The organism is Xanthomonas cassavae CFBP 4642, assembly GCF_000454545.1.
GTDB classification, from domain to species: Bacteria; Pseudomonadota; Gammaproteobacteria; order Xanthomonadales; family Xanthomonadaceae; genus Xanthomonas; species Xanthomonas cassavae.
This window is the reverse complement of sequence record NZ_CM002139.1, coordinates 3,398,811-3,416,498: the sequence shown is the minus strand read 5'-3', so window position 1 is coordinate 3,416,498 and position 17,688 is coordinate 3,398,811. Positions and strand designations below refer to the sequence as shown.

Annotated in this window: 14 protein-coding genes; 13 read left to right on the top strand and 1 reads right to left on the bottom strand. The window is 66.5% G+C overall.

All coding sequences use genetic code 11. The features are described 5' to 3' along the window. Positions 1-11 precede the first annotated feature (11 nt). Together rpoZ and XCSCFBP4642_RS0115160 are read left to right on the top strand one after the other, a co-directional pair. Entirely contained in the window at positions 12-311 is a 300-nt protein-coding gene (gene rpoZ, locus XCSCFBP4642_RS0115165; protein ID WP_002812428.1) for a DNA-directed RNA polymerase subunit omega, read from the top strand. Positions 312-436: 125 nt separating this feature from the next. Continuing rightward, the gene (locus XCSCFBP4642_RS0115160) at positions 437-2,608 is read left to right on the top strand and encodes a RelA/SpoT family protein (RefSeq protein WP_029220543.1); all 2,172 of its coding nucleotides are present in this window, start codon (positions 437-439) and stop codon (positions 2,606-2,608) included. A 25-nt stretch (positions 2,609-2,633) separates the two neighbouring features. Here the strand turns inward: XCSCFBP4642_RS0115160 and XCSCFBP4642_RS0115155 are convergent, their stop codons facing one another. Next, complete coding sequence (locus XCSCFBP4642_RS0115155) at positions 2,634-3,503, bottom strand: LysR family transcriptional regulator (protein ID WP_029220542.1); 870 nt, start codon at positions 3,501-3,503, stop codon at positions 2,634-2,636. A gap of 295 nt (positions 3,504-3,798) precedes the next feature. Between XCSCFBP4642_RS0115155 and kdgD the strand changes: the two genes are divergently transcribed. The 11 genes from kdgD to XCSCFBP4642_RS0115100 all read left to right on the top strand — a co-directional run bounded on the left by kdgD (position 3,799) and on the right by XCSCFBP4642_RS0115100 (position 17,654). Further along, positions 3,799-4,716 carry a 5-dehydro-4-deoxyglucarate dehydratase gene (kdgD, locus tag XCSCFBP4642_RS0115150; RefSeq protein ID WP_029220541.1) on the top strand — a complete coding sequence of 306 codons (918 nt, stop codon included), beginning with the start codon at positions 3,799-3,801 and terminating at the stop codon, positions 4,714-4,716. After that, positions 4,716-6,296 (top strand): aldehyde dehydrogenase (NADP(+)), encoded by a 1,581-nt coding sequence (locus tag XCSCFBP4642_RS0115145; protein ID WP_029220540.1) that lies wholly within the window; start codon positions 4,716-4,718, stop codon positions 6,294-6,296. The genes kdgD and XCSCFBP4642_RS0115145 overlap by 1 nt, the downstream gene beginning before the upstream one ends. Before the next feature lie 115 nt (positions 6,297-6,411). Continuing rightward, positions 6,412-7,806: an MFS transporter gene (locus XCSCFBP4642_RS0115140; protein WP_029220539.1), complete on the top strand. Its 1,395-nt coding sequence runs from the start codon at positions 6,412-6,414 to the stop codon at positions 7,804-7,806. 19 nt (positions 7,807-7,825) lie between these two features. After that, complete coding sequence (gudD, locus tag XCSCFBP4642_RS0115135; RefSeq protein WP_029220538.1) at positions 7,826-9,181, top strand: glucarate dehydratase; 1,356 nt, start codon at positions 7,826-7,828, stop codon at positions 9,179-9,181. 75 nt (positions 9,182-9,256) lie between these two features. Then, positions 9,257-10,522: an OprD family porin gene (locus XCSCFBP4642_RS0115130; protein ID WP_029220537.1), complete on the top strand. Its 1,266-nt coding sequence runs from the start codon at positions 9,257-9,259 to the stop codon at positions 10,520-10,522. A gap of 37 nt (positions 10,523-10,559) precedes the next feature. Beyond that, on the top strand, positions 10,560-12,101 hold the full coding sequence (garD, locus tag XCSCFBP4642_RS0115125; RefSeq protein ID WP_029220536.1) for a galactarate dehydratase: 1,542 nt from the start codon (positions 10,560-10,562) through the stop codon (positions 12,099-12,101). A 90-nt stretch (positions 12,102-12,191) separates the two neighbouring features. Continuing rightward, positions 12,192-12,572: a RidA family protein gene (locus XCSCFBP4642_RS0115120; RefSeq protein ID WP_011038342.1), complete on the top strand. Its 381-nt coding sequence runs from the start codon at positions 12,192-12,194 to the stop codon at positions 12,570-12,572. 30 nt (positions 12,573-12,602) lie between these two features. Beyond that, positions 12,603-14,744, top strand: coding sequence for an ATP-dependent DNA helicase RecG (gene recG, locus XCSCFBP4642_RS0115115; protein WP_029220535.1), 2,142 nt, complete (start codon positions 12,603-12,605; stop codon positions 14,742-14,744). Positions 14,745-14,882: 138 nt separating this feature from the next. Continuing rightward, entirely contained in the window at positions 14,883-15,821 is a 939-nt protein-coding gene (locus XCSCFBP4642_RS0115110) for a nucleoside hydrolase (protein WP_029220534.1), read from the top strand. A 71-nt stretch (positions 15,822-15,892) separates the two neighbouring features. Then, positions 15,893-16,135, top strand: a complete 243-nt coding sequence (locus tag XCSCFBP4642_RS0115105; RefSeq protein WP_029220533.1) for a type B 50S ribosomal protein L31 — start codon at positions 15,893-15,895, stop codon at positions 16,133-16,135. Between the two features lie 229 nt (positions 16,136-16,364). Beyond that, positions 16,365-17,654 (top strand): citrate synthase, encoded by a 1,290-nt coding sequence (locus XCSCFBP4642_RS0115100; RefSeq protein ID WP_029220532.1) that lies wholly within the window; start codon positions 16,365-16,367, stop codon positions 17,652-17,654. Positions 17,655-17,688 lie beyond the last annotated feature (34 nt).

The window sequence follows — 17,688 nt, the reverse complement described above, 5'->3', positions numbered from 1 at the left end:
CGGGAGCCCGCATGGCCCGCATTACCGTAGAAGATTGCCTGGAAGTCGTGAACAACCGTTTCGAGCTGGTCATGATGGCATCCAAGCGCGCCCGTCAGCTCGCCAACGGCGTGCAGCCGCTGATCGAGAACGCCGACGCCAGCGACAAGCCCACCGTGATGGCACTGCGCGAGATCGCCGCACGCCGGATCGACAACGCGCTGATCGACGAAGTCGAGAAGGCCGAGCGCGAGCGCGCCGAACGCGAAGCGCTGGAATGGGCCGCTGCCGAAGTCGTTGCCGACGAAGACATGTCCAAGAACGACGATTGATCGATCGCGTTCGCGATCGATCCAGACAGCCCGCCTTGCCGCGGGCTGTTTTTGTTTGCGGGCCTCGCATACGCCTGGGTGTGCAAACGTTTGCCGTCATTGCGCCGCTGGCATAGTCTTCTGCCATGAACCCAGGCCCTACTGCCCAGGCGAGCGTGGCGACGTCCCCGTCCTCCGACCCGGCGATTCCCGACTACGTCCTGCACTTCGAGCGCGCTGCCAGCTACCTGCCCAAGGAGCAACTGCCGATCCTGCGCCGTGCCTGGGAAGTGGGCGCCAGCGCGCATGCCGGCCAGACCCGCAAGTCCGGCGAGCCCTACATCACCCACCCGGTGGCCGTGGCCGGGGTGCTGGCCGAGCTGGGCCTGGACATGGAGTCGCTGATCGCCGCGATCCTGCACGACACCATCGAAGACACCCCGCTGACCCGCGAAGAGCTGGCGTCGGAATTCGGTGAAGCGGTGGCCGAGCTGGTCGATGGCGTCACCAAGCTGGACAAGCTCAAGTTCCGCGACCGCCAGGAAGCGGCGGCCGAAAGCTTCCGCAAGATGCTGCTGGCGATGTCGCGCGACCTGCGCGTGATCATGATCAAGCTGGCCGACCGCCTGCACAACATGCGTACGCTGGGCGCGCAGAGCACCGAGGCGCGCGGCCGCATCGCGCGCGAAACGCTGGAGATCTACGCGCCCATCGCCCAGCGCCTGGGCATGAGCCTGATCAAGTCCGAGCTGCAGAACCTGGGCTTCCGCGCGTTGTATCCCTGGCGTCACGCCATCATCGAAAAGCATATCCGCAGCCAACCGGTGGTGCGGCGCGAATCGATGGCGCAGGTGGAGGTGCAACTGTCGCAGCGGCTGGCCAAGGAAGGTCTGGAGCACCGCCTGGTCAGCCGCATCAAGACGCCGTGGAGCATCTATTCGAAGATGCACGAAGAGAACAAGTCCTTCGACCAGGTGATGGACGTGTTCGGCTTCCGCCTGGTGGTGCGCACGGTGGCCGACTGCTACCACGCACTGGGTGCGGTGCATGCCACCTTCAAGCCGCTGGACGGGCGCTTCCGCGATTTCATCGCGATCCCGAAGGCCAATGGCTACCAGTCGCTGCACACGGTGTTGTTCGGGCCGTATGGCTCGCCGATCGAGGTGCAGATCCGCACCGAAGAGATGGACCTGATCGCCGAGCGCGGCGTGGCGGCGCACTGGACCTACAAGGTAGGTTCGGCTGCGCCCAACAGCGCGCAGAGTCGTGCGCACGACTGGATCGTGGAACTGATCGATTCGCAACGCGCCGCCGGTTCGTCGCTGGAGTTCCTGGACAACGTCAAGGTGGATCTGTTCCCGGACGAGGTCTACCTGTTCACGCCCAAGGGCAAGATCCTGGCGCTGCCGCGCAATTCCACCGCGCTGGATTTCGCCTATGCGGTGCATACCGATGTGGGCAACCGCGCCGTGGCCTCTCGGGTGGACAAGAAGCTGGTGCCGCTACGCACCAAGCTGGTCAGCGGGCAGGCGGTGGAAATCATCACCGCGCGCTCGGCCACGCCCAAGCCGCAGTGGCTGGAGTTCGTGGTCAGCAGCAAGGCGCGCACCGCGATCCGCCACCAGCTCAAGCAACTCGAACACGAAGACGCCGTGCAGCTCGGCCACCGCATGCTCGACCGCGCGCTGGAAGCGATGGACTCCTCGCTGGAGCGTCTGCCCAAGGGCCGGCTGGATGCGTTTCTCAACGAACACCGTTACCCGCGCCTGGAAGCGCTGCTGGCCGATGTGGCGCTGGGCAACTGGATGCCGACCCAGGCCGCGCAGGCGCTGATGGCCTACGCCGAACTGCGCGGTGGCGGCCACTCCAAGCATTCGCACGAAAAGATCCTGATCGACGGCAGCGAGCGCGGCGTGATCAGCTTCGCCAACTGTTGCCAGCCGATTCCCGGCGACGAGATCATGGGTTACCACACCGCCGGCAAGGGCATCGTGGTGCACCGGCTGGACTGCCCGAACCTGGCCGAGCTGCGCAAGTCGCCCGAGCGCTGGGTGCCGATCGACTGGGATTCCAACGTCAGTGGCGATTACGACACCGCCTTGATCGTCGAGGTGGAAAACCGCACCGGCGTGCTTGCGCAGCTGGCCGCGGCGATTGCGCAGAGCCAGTCCAATATCGAACGCGTGGATTACCTGGACCGCGACTTCAATGCCGCGGTGCTGCGCTTCAATATCCAGGTGCGCGACCGCCGCCACCTGGCCGAAGTGATGCGCCGGCTGCGCCGTCTGCATGTGGTGCAGAGCGTGGGGCGTCAGTAGGAGGAGTGCCCCCTGCGCGCTGCACTCAGGCAACCAACCGGCGCAGCGCCGGATTGTCGTTGTCCTGCTTCCACACCAGATGCAATTCCACCGGCGTGGCCGGTGCATCGTCGCGCAGTGGCAGATACACGATGCCGGCGTAGCGCAGGCCGCTCGCGCCTTCGGGCACCAGCGCCATGCCCATGCCGCCGCGCACCAGTGCCAGCACCGAGTGGATCTGGCTGACGTATTGCACCGAGCGCGGCGCGATGCCGCGGCTGCCGAACAGCTGCGCCAGCAGATCGTAGAAGTAGCGCGCTTCATCGGGCGCGTAGTTGACCAGCGGCTGGCCGTCGAAATCCTGCAGGCGCAGGCTGTCGCGGCGTGCCAGCGGCGCGTCTTCGGGAAGCGCGGCGATCAGCGGCTCACGCGCCACGCAGCGGCTGTGCAGGCTGGGGCGCTGGATCGGCGGGCGCAGCAGGCCGATATCCAGCCGGCCTGCGTCCAGCGCATCCAGCTGCGCCAGGCTGACCATTTCCTTCAGCTGCAGGTCCACATCCGGTGCCTGCCTGCGCCAGCGCGCGATGGCCTCGGGCAGGAAGTGATAGCTGGCACCGGCAGTGAAGCCCACCGAGACGCTGCCGGCATCGCCGGTGCCGATCCGGCGTGCACGCAGGCCGGCGTTCTCGGCCATGCGCAGGATCGCGCGTGCCTCGGCCAGCAGGCTGCGCCCGGCCTGGGTCAGCCGCACGTGCCGGCTGTTGCGCTCCAGCAATGCGGTGCCAACGCTGTGCTCCAGCAGCTGAATCTGCCGGCTGAGTGGTGGTTGGGTCATGTTGAGGCGTTCGGCTGCGCGTCGAAAGTGCAGCTCGTCGGCAACGGCAACGAAGCAGCGCAGTTGGGGCAGATCGACCATAAAGCAGCCTCTCGATGGGCGATTTGGATGAATTCGATGCTGCATGTGCAACATCTTTGCGCGCGGTGTGCGGATGAATACGCGGCACACCGGCAAGGCACCGACAACGAGCACGCGCATCCATAATTACGCAAGCCGCAGAAAACTGTTGCAAAGCAGCCATTTGCACAGGTTTGGCGTCATCCATAACGCGATTGATTCAACTCGTGTATCAGACAATACGTAATTTGGTTTGGACCAGCAACGATCTGCGTTCCTAGGATCAGCCCATCCCCCGCCTAGGAGCGTTTGTCCGATGAGCAGCAGCTACACCCCGTCCGAAATGGCCCAGGCGCTTGGCGCCGGGTTGCTGTCGTTTCCGGTCACCCATTTCGATGCCGAACTGGCGTTCGACGAACCGGCCTATCGCACCAACCTGGACTGGTTGTCCTCGCATCCGGCAGCCGGGCTGTTTGCTGCCGGCGGCACCGGCGAGCTGTTTTCGCTGAGCCTGGACGAGGTCAACCGCGCCGTGCGTGCCGCGGTGACCCAGACCGCCGGGCGCATGCCGGTGATTGCGCCGGCCGGCTACGGCACCGCGATCGCCATCGAGATGGCGCAGGCCGCCGAACGCAACGACGCCGACGGCATCCTGCTGTTTCCGCCGTACCTGACCGAGTGCGATGCCGAGGGCGTGGCAGACCATGTCGAACGCGTCTGCAAGGCAACTAAGCTCGGCGTGATCGTCTACGGCCGCGCCAATGCCAAGCTCGACGATGTGACCCTGGCGCGCGTGGCCGAACGCTGCCCCAACCTGGTGGGCTACAAGGATGGCATCGGCGATGTGGATCGCATGACCCGCATCTATGCGCGGCTGGGCGACCGGTTGCTGTACGTGGGCGGCTTGCCCACGGCCGAAACCTTCGCGCTGCCGTATCTGGAAATGGGCGTTACCACCTATTCGTCGGCCATCTTCAATTTCCTTCCCGAGTGGGCGCTGGCGTTCTATGCGGCGGTGCGCGCGCGCGACCACGTCACCATCTACCGCGAGCTCAACGATTTCGTGCTGCCGTACACGGTGCTGCGCAATCGCCGCGCTGGCTATGCGGTGTCCATCGTCAAGGCCGGCATGCGCGCGGTGGGCCGCCCGGCCGGCCCGGTGCGTACGCCGTTGGCCGACCTCAACGAGGACGAATTCGCCCAGCTCAGGCAATTGATCGGAGGACGCCGCTGATGCATGCCATCCAGGGTGAATCGTTGATCGGCCAGCGCAGCGTGCCCGGCGTCGGTGCGGTGTTTCAGGGGCTGGATGCCGCCAGTGGCCAAGCGCTGCAGCCGGTGTTCGCCTCGGCCAGCGCACAGGATCTGGAACAGGCGTGCGCGCTGGCGCACGCCGCGTTCGATTCCTATCGCGACACCTCGCTGGAAGTGCGCGCCGGCTTTCTGGAGACCATCGCCGAGCAGATCCTGGCACTGGGCGATGCGCTGATCGAACGCGCCATGCGCGAAAGCGCTCTGCCGCGTGCACGGCTGGAAGGCGAGCGCGGACGCACCGTGGGCCAGCTGCGGCTGTTCGCCAACGTGGTGCGCGAAGGCAGCTGGCTGCAGGCGCGCATCGACCCCGCCATGCCGCAGCGCACGCCGCTGCCGCGTGCGGATCTGCGCCAGCGCCATATCGCACTGGGGCCGGTGGCGGTGCTCGGTGCCAGCAACTTCCCGCTGGCGTTTTCGGTGGCCGGTGGCGATACCGCCTCCGCCCTGGCGGCCGGCTGCCCGGTCGTGGTGAAAGCGCATGGCGCCCATCCGGGCACGTCCGAACTGGTGGGCCGCGCAATCCAGGCGGCGGTGGCGCAGTGCGGTTTACCCGAAGGCGTGTTCTCGCTGCTGTTCGATGCCGGCATCGAGATCGGCGCGCAGCTGGTGGCCGATGCACGCATCAAGGCAGTGGGTTTCACCGGCTCGCGCGCCGGCGGCATGGCGTTGGTCAGGATTGCTTCTGCACGCCGCGAGCCGATTCCGGTGTATGCGGAAATGAGCGCCATCAACCCGGTCTATCTGTTGCCGCATGCGCTTGCAGCGCGCGCGCCGGCACTGGGCAAGGCGTTCGTGGCTTCGCTCACCCTGGGCGCAGGGCAGTTCTGTACCAACCCCGGCCTGCTGCTGGCGATCGATTCGCCGGCACTGGATGGCTTCATTGCCTCGGCAACGCACGCGCTGCAGGACGTATCGCCGGCGGCGATGCTGACCGCCGGCATCGGTCATGCGTATGCGCAAGGCGTGCAGCGCCTGGATGCGCATCCGCAGGTCGCCACCCTGGCCCGTGGCGCGGCCGCTGGCACCGGGCGTTGCCCGGCGGCGTTGTTCGGTACCGATGCCGATGCCTTCCTGGCTGACGAAGCGCTGCAGGCCGAGGTATTCGGCGCCTCCTCGCTGCTGGTGCGTTGCAAGGACATTGCCCAATTGCGTGCATTGAGCGAGGCGCTGGAAGGCCAGCTCACCACCACCCTGCACATGGACGACGGCGATACCGAGTTGGCGGGGGCATTGCTGCCGGTGCTCGAGCGCAAGGCAGGGCGCATCCTGGTCAACGATTGGCCCACTGGCGTGGAGGTCTGCCACGCCATGGTGCATGGCGGTCCGTTTCCGGCCACCTCCGACAGCCGCAGCACCTCGGTGGGCACGCTGGCGATCGATCGTTTCCTGCGCCCGGTCTGCTACCAGGACCTGCCGGCGGCGCTGCTGCCGGCGGCCGTGGCGCACGGCAATCCGCTGGGCCTGTGGCGCCGCGTGGATGGCGCGTTGGGCCACGACTGACCGACCCGTTCGCAACCTTGCCTGAGGCGTGCCGGAGGAGGGTCCGGCACGCCAACCGCAGGCCCACTTGGAATACCGAAGCGCAGTGCGCTTCCATCGTCATAGGTGAGGAACGATGATGGCTATCGATTCAAAAACGGTCGGTTCAACGACAGTTGGCGCACCGACGGTTCCGCGCAGGCGGTATCTGATCCTGTTGATGTTGTTCGTGGTGACCACGATTAACTATGCCGATCGCGCCACCTTGTCCATCGCCGGTTCCGCGGTCCAGGATGCGCTGGGCATCGACGCGCTGCAGATGGGCTTCATTTTTTCCGCGTTCGGTTGGGCCTATGTGGCCGGGCAGATTCCCGGCGGCTGGTTGCTCGACCGCTTCGGCTCGCGCCGGGTGTACGGCCTGTCGCTGCTGATCTGGTCGTTGTTCACCGCCTTGCAGGGCTTCATCGGCTGGGTGCCGGTGACCTGGGCGGTGACCACGCTGTTCGTGCTGCGCTTTCTGGTGGGCATTGCCGAAGCGCCGTCGTTCCCCGGCAATAGCCGCATCGTGGCAGCCTGGTTTCCCACCGCCGAGCGCGGCCTGGCCGCATCCATCTTCAATTCCGCGCAGTACTTCGCCACCGTGGCGTTTGCGCCGCTGATGGGTTGGTTGGTGCATGCCTGGGGCTGGGAGCATGTGTTCCTGGTAATGGGCGGGGTGGGCGTGCTGCTGGCGTTGGTGTGGCGCAAGACCATCTACGCACCGCGCGACCATCCGCGCCTGTCTGCGCAGGAGCTGGACTACATCCAGCGCAATGGCGCACTGGTGGACATGGAACAGGGCAACACGCCCGGTGGCCAGCCCAAGGGGACGCAATGGCATTACGCCAAGCAGTTGCTGTGCAATCGCATGCTGCTGGGCGTGTATATCGGCCAGTACTGCATCACCACGCTGACCTATTTCTTCCTGACCTGGTTCCCGGTGTACCTGGTCAAGGAGCGTGGCATGTCGATCCTGGAGGCGGGCTTTGTGGCCTCGTTGCCGGCGGTGTGCGGCTTTGTCGGCGGCGTGCTGGGCGGCTATGTGTCCGACCGCATGGTCCGGCGCGGCTATTCGCTCACTGCCGCGCGCAAGACGCCGATCGTGGTGGGCATGCTGATGTCGGTGACGATGATCGGCTGCAACTACGTGCAGGCCGAATGGATGGTGGTCGGGCTGATGGCGCTGGCCTTCTTCGGCAAGGGCATCGGCGCGCTGGGCTGGGCGGTGGTGGCCGACACCTCGCCCAAGGAGATCCCCGGCCTGTCCGGTGGCCTGTTCAACACCTTCGGCAACATCGCCGGCATCACCACGCCAATTGTCATTGGCTACATCGTCTCCACCACCGGCACCTTCGAGTGGGCGCTGGTCTTCGTCGGGCTCAATGCCCTGCTGGCGGTGGTGTCCTACCTGGTCGTGGTCGGGCAGATCAAGCGCGTGGAACTGAAGGCCCCCCCGGGCGGCCCGGCCGCGCCTGTGCCGGCATCGCGTTGATCGTCTTCGGAGACTTCAGATGAATATCCATCCCTCAGCTGCAGGCATCGGCACCACCCCGCGCATCACCGACATCCGCGTCGTGCCGGTGGCCGGCCAGGACAGCATGCTGCTCAACCTCAGTGGCGCGCACGCGCCGCACTTCACCCGCAATGTCTTGGTGCTGCGCGATTCGTCCGGGCGCACCGGCGTGGGCGAGGTGCCGGGCGGTGATGCCATCGCCGGCCTGTTGAACGAGGCGGCCACGCTGATTCGCGACCGTTCCATCGCCGACTACCAGCGCATCCTCAATCAGGTGCGCACCGCCTTCGCCGACCGCGACAGCGCCGGACGCGGCCTGCAGACCTTCGATCTGCGCATCACCATCCATGCGGTGACCGCCATCGAAGCGGCATTGCTGGACCTGCTCGGGCAGTTCCTGGATCAACCGGTGGCCGCGCTGCTCGGCGAAGGCCAGCAACGCGATGCGGTAGACGTGTTGGGTTACCTGTTCTTCATCGGCGATCGCCGCAAGACCGGCCTGGAATACCGCGACGGCAGCGCTGCCACCGATGCCTGGGATGCCGTGCGCGACCAGAAGGCACTGACGCCGTCCGCGGTGGTGCGGCTGGCCGAAGCGGCCTACGAGAAATACGGCTTCCGCGATTTCAAGCTCAAGGGCGGCGTGCTGCGTGGCGAGGAGGAGATCGAGGCGATCCACGCGTTGCACGCGCGGTTTCCGCAGGCGCGCATCACCCTCGATCCCAATGGCGCGTGGTCGCTGGATCAGGCCATCGCCCTGTGCCGCGACATGCACGGCGTGATGGCCTATGCCGAAGACCCGTGCGGTGCCGAGCAGGGCTATTCCGGCCGCGAGGTCATGACTGAATTCCGTCGCGCCACCGGCCTGCCGACGGCCACCAACATGATCGCCACCGACTGGCGCCAGATGGGTCACGCCATCCAGCTGCAGTCGGTGGATATTCCGCTGGCCGACCCGCATTTCTGGACGCTGCAGGGCTCGGTGCGGGTGGCGCAACTGTGCCGCGACTGGGGCCTGACCTGGGGCTCGCATTCCAACAACCACTTCGATATTTCGCTGGCGATGTTCACCCATGTGGCCGCGGCCGCGCCGGGGCGTGTCACCGCCATCGACACGCACTGGATCTGGCAGGACGGCCAACGCCTGACCCGCACTCCGCTGCAGATCGAAGGTGGCCAGATCCAGGTGCCAACCAAGCCCGGCCTGGGCGTGGAGCTGGACCTGGATGCGCTGGAAGCGGCGCATCGCACCTACCAACAGATGAGCCTGGGCGCGCGCGACGATGCGGCCGCCATGCAGGCGCTGATCCCCAACTGGACCTTCGACAACAAGCGGCCCTGCCTGGTGCGCTAGGCGTCCCGATGCCTGCTGCCGGAGCACCGGCCGCAGCGCATGGCCGCCAGTTCACCGCAGGTGGAGAACCGAACAATGAAAAGCATGATGGCAATCAGTGGCGCCGCGCTGCTGGCGGTCGGTGCGGCCGGGCGTGCGCAGCAACCGGACGAGGGATTCTGGAATGGCACCACGGCCGAGGTCACCGCGCTCAATTTCTATTACAACCGCGATTTCCGCAGTGGTGACGGGCAGGGCAAGCGGGCCGAATGGGCGCAAGGCTTCGTGGTCGATGCCAGGAGCGGCTACACCCGCGGCCCGGTCGGCGCGGGGGTGGACCTGCTCGGCATCGGCGACTTCAAGCTCGATGGCGTGCGTGCCGAAGGCGGCACCGGCCTGCTGCCCAACAACGACGATGGCACCGCGCAGCATGCACTGGTGCGGGTGGCGCCGACGCTCAAGCTCCGCGCCTCGCAGACCGAGTTGAAATGGGGCAGCTTCATTCCCAACGAGCCGCTGGTGCGCGCCAGCATCACCCGCATCATGCCGGAGACGTTCCAGGGCGTGACCCTGGAGTCCAAGGATGTGCCCAAGCTCGATCTGCTGCTGGCCCGCTTTACCAGCGCCTGGTATCGCGACGGCGATTCGCGCGTGCCGATCACCCTGACCGACAAGAACCGCCGCTTTCTCGGTACCCCGGATTCGGACGCGCTCGATCTGGTGTCGGCGACCTATACGCTGGCCCCGAGCACCCAGCTGCGTTATCAGGGCGCGGTGATGGAAGACATCTATCGCCAGCAGCTCTACAACCTGATCCAGACCCAGATGTTCGGCAAGGATCGCCTGCGCGTGGATCTGCGCTACTTCCGTACCGACGAGACTGGTCAGTCGCGCGCCGGCTTGATCGACAACCGCATGTTCAGCAGCATGGTGTCCTGGCGCACCGGTGGCCATGAATTCGGTGCCGGCTATCAGAAGCTGTCCGGGCCCAGCGCCATGCCATGGCCGGGCGGCACCGATGGCAATGTCTTCAACTGGACCTTCATCAACGACTTCCTCGAGCGCGGCGAACGCAGCTGGCAACTGCGTTACAGCATCGATGGCGAAAGCATCGGCATTCCCGGCCTCAGCGTCATGGCGCGCTACATCAGCGGCGACAATGCGCGGCCGGCCACCTATGCCGGCGAAGGCCGCGAATGGGCGCGCGACGTGCTGACCACCTATCAGTTCCAGAGCGAGCGCTTCAAGCATCTGAGCCTGATCTGGTTCAACGGCACCTTTCGCTCCAACTACCAGCGCAATGTCGATGAAAACCGCTTGATCCTGCAGTACCGGCGCCAGTTCGACAGCCCCGATCGCTAACGCATTCCACCCCCATGTTCTGCAAGGTAGCCCCCCGATGTCCGCAACCCAGCACGCCATGCCCTGGCTCAGCATCCGCGCCCATGCGCGCGACAACGTCGCCATCGTCGTCAACGATGGCGGTGCGCCCGCCGGCGCCGGTTTTCCGGATGGGGTAAGCGCCACCGAGCACATTCCGCAGGGCCACAAGATGGCGCTGGTGGAGTTGCCGGCCGGCGCGCCGGTGATCCGCCTGGGCGCGGTGATCGGCACCGCCAATGCCGCGATCGCACGCGGCGCCTGGGTCAGCGAGCAGCTGCTGGCGATGCCCGAGGCCCCCGAACTGGCCACGCTGGATCTGGCGCTGCACCCGGCGCCAGCGCCCGAGCCGCTGGAGGGCCACACCTTCCAGGGGTACCGCAACCGCGATGGCAGCGTGGGGACACGCAATATCCTGGGCATCATGACCAGCGTGCAGTGCGTGGTCGGCGTGCTCGGGCACGCGGTGGACCGCATCCGCGCCGAGTTGCTGCCCAAGTATCCGCATGTCGACGATGTGGTGGCGGTCAATCACGTCTACGGCTGCGGCGTGGCGATCACTGCGCCTGAGGCCATCATTCCCATCCGCACGCTGCGCAACATCGCGCGCAGCCCCAACTTCGGCGGGCAGGCGCTGATCGTGGGCCTGGGCTGCGAGAAGCTTGCGCCGGAGCGTCTGTTGCCCGACGGCGCCAGCGACGACGACAGCGGCGTGTATCGCCTGCAGGAAGCCAGCCTGGGTTTTGCCGACATGGTGGGCTCGATCATGGCCATGGCCGAAGAACGCCTGCGCCATCTGGACCTGCGCCGCCGCGAGACCGTGCCTGCCAGCGAACTGGTGGTGGGCATGCAATGCGGCGGCAGCGATGCATTCTCTGGCGTCACCGCCAACCCGGGCCTGGGCGTGGCCGCCGACCTGCTGGTGCGTGCCGGCGCCACGGTGATGTTCTCGGAAAACACCGAAGTGCGCGACGGTATCCATCTGCTGGTCCCACGCGCGGCCAATGCCGACGTGGCCAGGGCGCTGGTACGCGAGATGGCCTGGTACGACGCCTATCTGGCGCGTGGGCAGGCCGATCGCAGTGCCAACACCACCCCCGGCAACAAGAAGGGCGGGCTGGCCAACATCGTGGAGAAGGCGATGGGCTCGATCGCCAAGTCCGGCTCCTCGGCGATCAACGGCGTGGTGCCGCCGGGCGAGCGCGTCAAGGGACGCGGCCTGCAGTACTGCGCCACCCCGGCCAGCGATTTCGTCTGCGGCACGTTGCAGGTTGCGGCGGGCATGAACCTGCACGTGTTCACCACCGGGCGCGGCACCCCGTACGGCCTGGGCATGGTGCCGGTGATCAAGGTGGCCACCCGCAGCGAGTTGGCGCAGCGCTGGTCCGACCTGATGGACATCGACGCCGGTGGCGTGGCGACCGGTGCCAAGACGCTGGAGCAACTGGGCTGGGAGCTGTTCCAGCGCTATCTGGACGTGGCCAGCGGCCAACGTACCTGGACCGAGCAGCATCGCCTGCACAACGATCTGGCGTTGTTCAATCCGGCGCCGATTACCTGACTTGCCAGACGCTGCGCCTTCACTGCATTCGCTCAGCCGTCGCATGCGCCGATACAATGCGCCCTCGTTTTCAGTGTTGACGGAGTTCCCATGTCCCAGATCATCCATACCGATCAGGCGCCTGCCGCCATTGGTCCGTATTCGCAGGCCGTGCGCGCCGGCAACACCGTGTATTTCTCCGGCCAGATTCCGCTGGACCCGGCCACCGGCGAGATCGTGCCCGGCGACATCGGTGCGCAGGCGCGTCGCGCGTTCGACAACCTCAAGGCGGTGGCCGAAGCGGCCGGCGGCTCGCTCGACAAGATCGTGCGGCTGGGCCTGTACCTGACCGACCTGGGCCAGTTCGCCGCCGTCAACGCGGTGATGCAGGAGTATTTCCAGGCCCCGTTCCCGGCCCGCTCCACCATCGAAGTCTCCGGCCTGCCCAAGGGCGCCGGCTTCGAGGTCGATGCGGTGATGGTGCTCGACTGATCCCGTCCGGCTGATCGGTCCTGATCCGTCGTGCCGCGCGCACCCATCGCAACGCCCAGCCTGGCCGTCGCCGGCCAGGTCGCGCTGTCCAGCCTGCCCGGCGTCGGCCCCAAGGTGGCCGAGAAGTTTGCCGCGCGCGGCATCGTGAGCGTGCAGGATCTGTGGCTGCACCTGCCGCTGCGGTATGAAGACCGCACCCGCCTGACCACCATTGCCCAGTTGCAGGGCGGCGTACCGGCACAGATCGAAGGCCGGGTGGACGCGGTGGAACGCGGCTTCCGCTTCCGCCCGGTGTTGCGCGTGGCGGTCTCGGACGAGTCGCACGGCAGCGTGGTGCTGCGCTTCTTCCAGTTCCGCGCTGCCCAGGTGGCGCAGTTGGCCGTCGGCACGCGCGTGCGGGTGTTCGGCACGCCCAAGCCCGGCCAGCACGGCTGGGAGATCGTGCATCCCAGCTACCGGGTGCTCGCGCCGGGCGAGGATGCCGGCTTGGGCGACAGCCTGGACCCGGTCTATCCGGTGCTCGAAGGCGTTGGCCCGGCCACGTTACGCAAGCTCATCGGCCAGGCGCTGGAGCGGCTGCCACCGGAGGCCGCACTGGAATTGCTGCCGCCGCATTGGCTGCAGGACCAACAGCTGCCCTCGCTGCGTGCGGCCTTGCTGACCATGCATCGCCCGCCGGTCGGCACCGATCCCCAGCAGCTGCTCGCCGGCGGGCATCCGGCCCAGCAGCGTCTGGCACTGGAAGAACTCTTGGCGCATCAACTCAGCCTGCGCCGCCAGCGCATCGCCCTGCAGCGCTTCCGTGCCCCGCAATTGCGCGGCGGCCGCCTGGTGCAGCAATTGCGCAACGCATTGCCGTTCCAGCTCACCGGCGCGCAGCAGCGCGTGTTCGAGCAGATCGCGCACGACCTCGCGCAAGCCTCGCCGATGCTGCGGCTGGTGCAAGGCGACGTCGGCAGCGGTAAAACCGTCGTCGCCGCGCTGGCGGCGATGCTGGCGGTGGAGCAGGGCAAGCAGGTGGCCCTGGCAGCGCCCACCGAACTACTGGCCGAGCAACACCTGAGCAACCTGCGCGGTTGGCTGGAGCCGTTGGGCACTCGTATCGTCTGGTTGGCCGGCAAGGTCACCGGCAAGGCGCGCGCCGCGGCCATGGCCGAGGTCGCCTCGGGCCAGGCGCAGGTGGTGGTCGGCACGCACGCCTTGATGCAGGACGCGGTGGTCTTCCACGACTTGGCGCTGGCCATCATCGATGAGCAGCACCGCTTCGGCGTGCACCAGCGCCTGGCGCTGCGCGACAAGGGTGCGGCCGCCGGCAGCGTGCCGCATCAGCTGGTGATGACCGCCACCCCGATCCCGCGCACGCTGGCGATGTCCACGTATGCGGATCTGGACGTCTCGGCCATCGACGAGCTGCCGCCTGGCCGCACTCCGGTGCAGACCATCGTCCTGAGCGCCGAGCGGCGCCCGGAGTTGGTCGAACGCATCCGCGCTGCCTGTGCCGAAGGCCGCCAGGCGTACTGGGTGTGCACGCTGATCGAAGAAAGCGAAGAGCCGGAGAAGGGCGCGCCGAGCGGGCCGCCACGCATCGAGGCGCAGGCCGCGCAAGTCACCTATGAGGCCTTGTCGGCGCAGCTGCCCGGCGTGCGCGTCGCTCTGGTGCACGGGCGCATGAAGCCGGCCGAAAAACAGCAGGCCATGCTCGACTTCAAGCAAGGCCGCACCGACCTGCTGGTGGCCACCACCGTGATCGAAGTCGGCGTGGACGTGCCCAATGCGTCGTTGATGATCATCGAGAACGCCGAGCGCCTGGGCCTGGCCCAGTTGCACCAGCTGCGCGGCCGGGTCGGCCGCGGCGCCGCGGCGTCCAGTTGCGTACTGCTGTACCAGGGGCCGCTGTCGCTGATGGCGCGCCAGCGCCTGGAAACCATGCGCCAGACCAACGATGGTTTCGTGATCGCCGAAAAGGACCTGGAGCTGCGCGGTCCCGGCGAACTGCTGGGGACCCGCCAGACGGGCCTGGCCAGTTTCCGTATCGCCGACCTGGCCCGTGACGCCGGCCTGCTGCCGCGCGTGCAGGTGCTGGCCGAGCGGTTGCTGGCCGAAGCGCCGGAGATCGCCGACCGCGTGGTGGCGCGCTGGATCGGTGGCGCGGTGCGGTATGCGGCCGCTTGAGTGGCGGGGAGTCGGGAGTCGGGATTGGGGATTCGTCAAAGCGGGGTTGCTGCGACCTGGACGTCCCCGGAATTCGCGCGGGTCGCCGATCCTTGCGAAGATGGGGCAACGAATCCCGAATGCCCACTCTCCAATCCCATGACAAAAAAAATACCGCTGCTGATCGATACCGACCCGGGCGTGGATGACGCGCTGGCGTTGCTGATGGCCTTCAACGACACCCGCCATGAGGTGGTCGGGCTGACCATTGCGGCCGGCAACGTCGGTCTGGAGCACACCGTGCGCAACGCCTTGAAGGTCTGCGAGATCGCCGGTGGCGCCGATGTGCCGGTGTACGCCGGCTGCCCGCAGCCGCTGCTGCACCCCTCGGTGGACGCGGCGCATGTGCATGGCATGGATGGCTTTGGCGACGTCGGTCTGGCGCCGGCCAAGTGCACTGCCGAAAGCGAGCACGCCGCATTGGCCATCCTGCGCCTGTCGCACGCGTACGCCGGCGAGCTATTGCTGGTGGCACTGGGCCCGCTGACCAATCTCGCCCTGGCGTTGACCCTGGACCCGACCCTGCCGCAGCGCGTGGCGCGGCTGGTGGTGATGGGCGGGGCGCTGACCGGGCACGGCAACATCACCCCGGCGGCTGAATTCAACATCGGCTTCGATCCGGAGGCCGCGCATATCGTGTTTCGCAGCTTCCCGCACTTCGACCTGGCCGACTGGGAAGCCACCATCGCGCACGGCCTGTTGCACCGGGACGTGGAGCAATGGCTGGCCGCCGATTCGGCCCGCGCCCGCTTCTACGAGGAAATCTCGCGCAAGACCCGCCTGTGGTCCGAGGACAGCCGCGGCGAATACTGGTATGCGGCCGACGCGCTGGCGATGGCATTTGCCCTGCAGCCGGAGGGCGCCCAGCGCCTGGAGCAGCGCCCGGTGCATATCGAGCTGTCCGGCACCCACACCCGCGGCATGACCCTGGTGGACTGGAACCGGCAGGGCGGGGTGCCCGACAATTGCAACCTGTTGCTGGAGTACGACCGCCAGCGGTTCTACGGGCTGGTCGGGGCGGCCCTGGCGGCGGGCTAGGGCGACCTTGCGCCGGCTGCCTGCAGGCCGCTATAATGCCCGGCTTATCCAGGCAGCCCGGCGCCAAGTCCATGAAAGATAACGTGCATCCCAACTACAAAGACGTCGTCTTTCACGACGTGACCTCCGATTTCAAGATCCTGACCCGTTCCACCATGAGCTCGAAAGAGACCGTGAAGTGGGAAGATGGCCAGGAATATCCGCTGATCAAGGTGGAAATCTCCTCCGCATCGCACCCGTTCTATACCGGCAAGCACAAGGTGATCGACACCGGCGGCCGTATCGACAAGTTCCAGAAGCGCTACGCGCGCTGAACTTGCAGGACGGGCTGTACCGGCAGCGGCCGCGCATTGCGCGGCCGTTTCTTTTGGGTCGCCGGGCGCTTCGCCTGCACGCCCCTGCGCTGGGCATCTACGACTTCTGTCCAAGCGACGGCCAAAATGCTGCTGTGCGATAATGATGTGATCCGAGGCGACGCCTTGGACTTCCATCACGTGCCTGCCCATGTGGGATCAGGTGCCTTCCACTGAAGGAGCGTACACAGTGTCCGATCTTGATCAGGTCACGCTCAACGCCGGCGACACGTCGGTCGTTCTGCCGGTTCTCAAGCCCACGCTGGGCAATGACTGCGTCGATATTTCCAAGCTGACCAAAGAAACCGGTCTGTTCACCTACGACTCGGGCTTCACTGCCACCGCCAGCTGCAAGTCGGCCATCACCTATATCGATGGCGACAATGGCGTGTTGTTGTACCGCGGTTACCCGATCGAGCAGCTGGCCGAGAAGTCCAGCTTCCTGGAAGTGTCGTACCTGCTGATGAACGGCGAACTGCCGACCGCGGACGAATTCAAGAAGTTCGACCATGAAGTGACGCATCACACGATGATGCACGAGTCGCTGAAGAACTTCCTCGGCGGTTTCCGTCACGATGCGCACCCGATGGCCATGCTGGCCGGTTCGGTCGCCTCGCTGTCGGCGTTCTACCACGACACCCTGGACCTCAACGATCCGGAGCAGCGCCGCCAGGCCGCCATCCGTCTGATCGCCAAGGTGCCGACCCTGGCTGCGGCTGCGTACCGCTATTCGATCGGCTGGCCGATCCGCTACCCGCGCAACAACCTCAACTACGTCGACCGCTTCCTGCACATGATGTTCGAAGTGCCGAGCGAGCCGCTGGAGATCAATCCGGTGGTGGCCAAGGCGCTGGATCTGCTGTTCATCCTGCATGCCGATCACGAGCAGAACGCCTCGACCTCGACCGTGCGTCTGGTCGGTTCGACCGGTGCCAACCCGTACGCCTCGGTCGCAGCGGGCATCACCGCGCTGTGGGGCCCGGCACACGGTGGCGCCAACGAAGCGGTGCTGAAGATGCTCGAAGAGATCGGTACCGCCGACAACGTCGAGTCGGCCGTGGCCAAGGCCAAGGACAAGAACTCCTCGTTCCGCCTGATGGGCTTCGGTCACCGCGTCTACAAGAACTTCGACCCGCGCGCCAAGATCATCCGCGAGATGACTCACAAGGTGCTGGGCGAGCTGGGTGTCAACGACCCGCTGCTGGAAGTGGCGCTGAAGCTGGAAGAGGCCGCGCTGAAGGACGACTACTTCGTGCAGCGCAAGCTGTACCCGAACGTCGACTTCTACTCCGGCCTGATCTACAAGGCGCTGAACATCCCGGTGGAAATGTTCACCGTGATGTTCGCCATCGCACGCACCGCCGGCTGGGTGTCGCATTGGCTGGAGCAGCAGGTCGACCCGGAAATGAAGATCGGCCGTCCGCGCCAGATTTACACCGGCTACGACAAGCGCGACTACACCGACAGCGCCAGGCGCTAAGCGCCTGCGATTGTCTGCGTGAACGAACGCCCCG

What these genes read in the sequence shown, in the direction of transcription:
- XCSCFBP4642_RS0115155 (WP_029220542.1), bottom strand. Translation starts at nt 3,503, where the DNA reads ATGGTCGATCTGCCCCAACTGCGCTGCTTCGTTGCCGTTGCCGACGAG.
- XCSCFBP4642_RS0115110 (WP_029220534.1), top strand. Translation starts at nt 14,883, where the DNA reads ATGACAAAAAAAATACCGCTGCTGATCGATACCGACCCGGGCGTGGAT.
- XCSCFBP4642_RS0115120 (WP_011038342.1), top strand. Translation starts at nt 12,192, where the DNA reads ATGTCCCAGATCATCCATACCGATCAGGCGCCTGCCGCCATTGGTCCG.
- XCSCFBP4642_RS0115145 (WP_029220540.1), top strand. Translation starts at nt 4,716, where the DNA reads ATGCATGCCATCCAGGGTGAATCGTTGATCGGCCAGCGCAGCGTGCCC.
- rpoZ (WP_002812428.1), top strand. Translation starts at nt 12, where the DNA reads ATGGCCCGCATTACCGTAGAAGATTGCCTGGAAGTCGTGAACAACCGT.
- XCSCFBP4642_RS0115130 (WP_029220537.1), top strand. Translation starts at nt 9,257, where the DNA reads ATGAAAAGCATGATGGCAATCAGTGGCGCCGCGCTGCTGGCGGTCGGT.
- XCSCFBP4642_RS0115105 (WP_029220533.1), top strand. Translation starts at nt 15,893, where the DNA reads ATGAAAGATAACGTGCATCCCAACTACAAAGACGTCGTCTTTCACGAC.
- kdgD (WP_029220541.1), top strand. Translation starts at nt 3,799, where the DNA reads ATGAGCAGCAGCTACACCCCGTCCGAAATGGCCCAGGCGCTTGGCGCC.
- garD (WP_029220536.1), top strand. Translation starts at nt 10,560, where the DNA reads ATGTCCGCAACCCAGCACGCCATGCCCTGGCTCAGCATCCGCGCCCAT.
- XCSCFBP4642_RS0115160 (WP_029220543.1), top strand. Translation starts at nt 437, where the DNA reads ATGAACCCAGGCCCTACTGCCCAGGCGAGCGTGGCGACGTCCCCGTCC.
- gudD (WP_029220538.1), top strand. Translation starts at nt 7,826, where the DNA reads ATGAATATCCATCCCTCAGCTGCAGGCATCGGCACCACCCCGCGCATC.
- XCSCFBP4642_RS0115140 (WP_029220539.1), top strand. Translation starts at nt 6,412, where the DNA reads ATGATGGCTATCGATTCAAAAACGGTCGGTTCAACGACAGTTGGCGCA.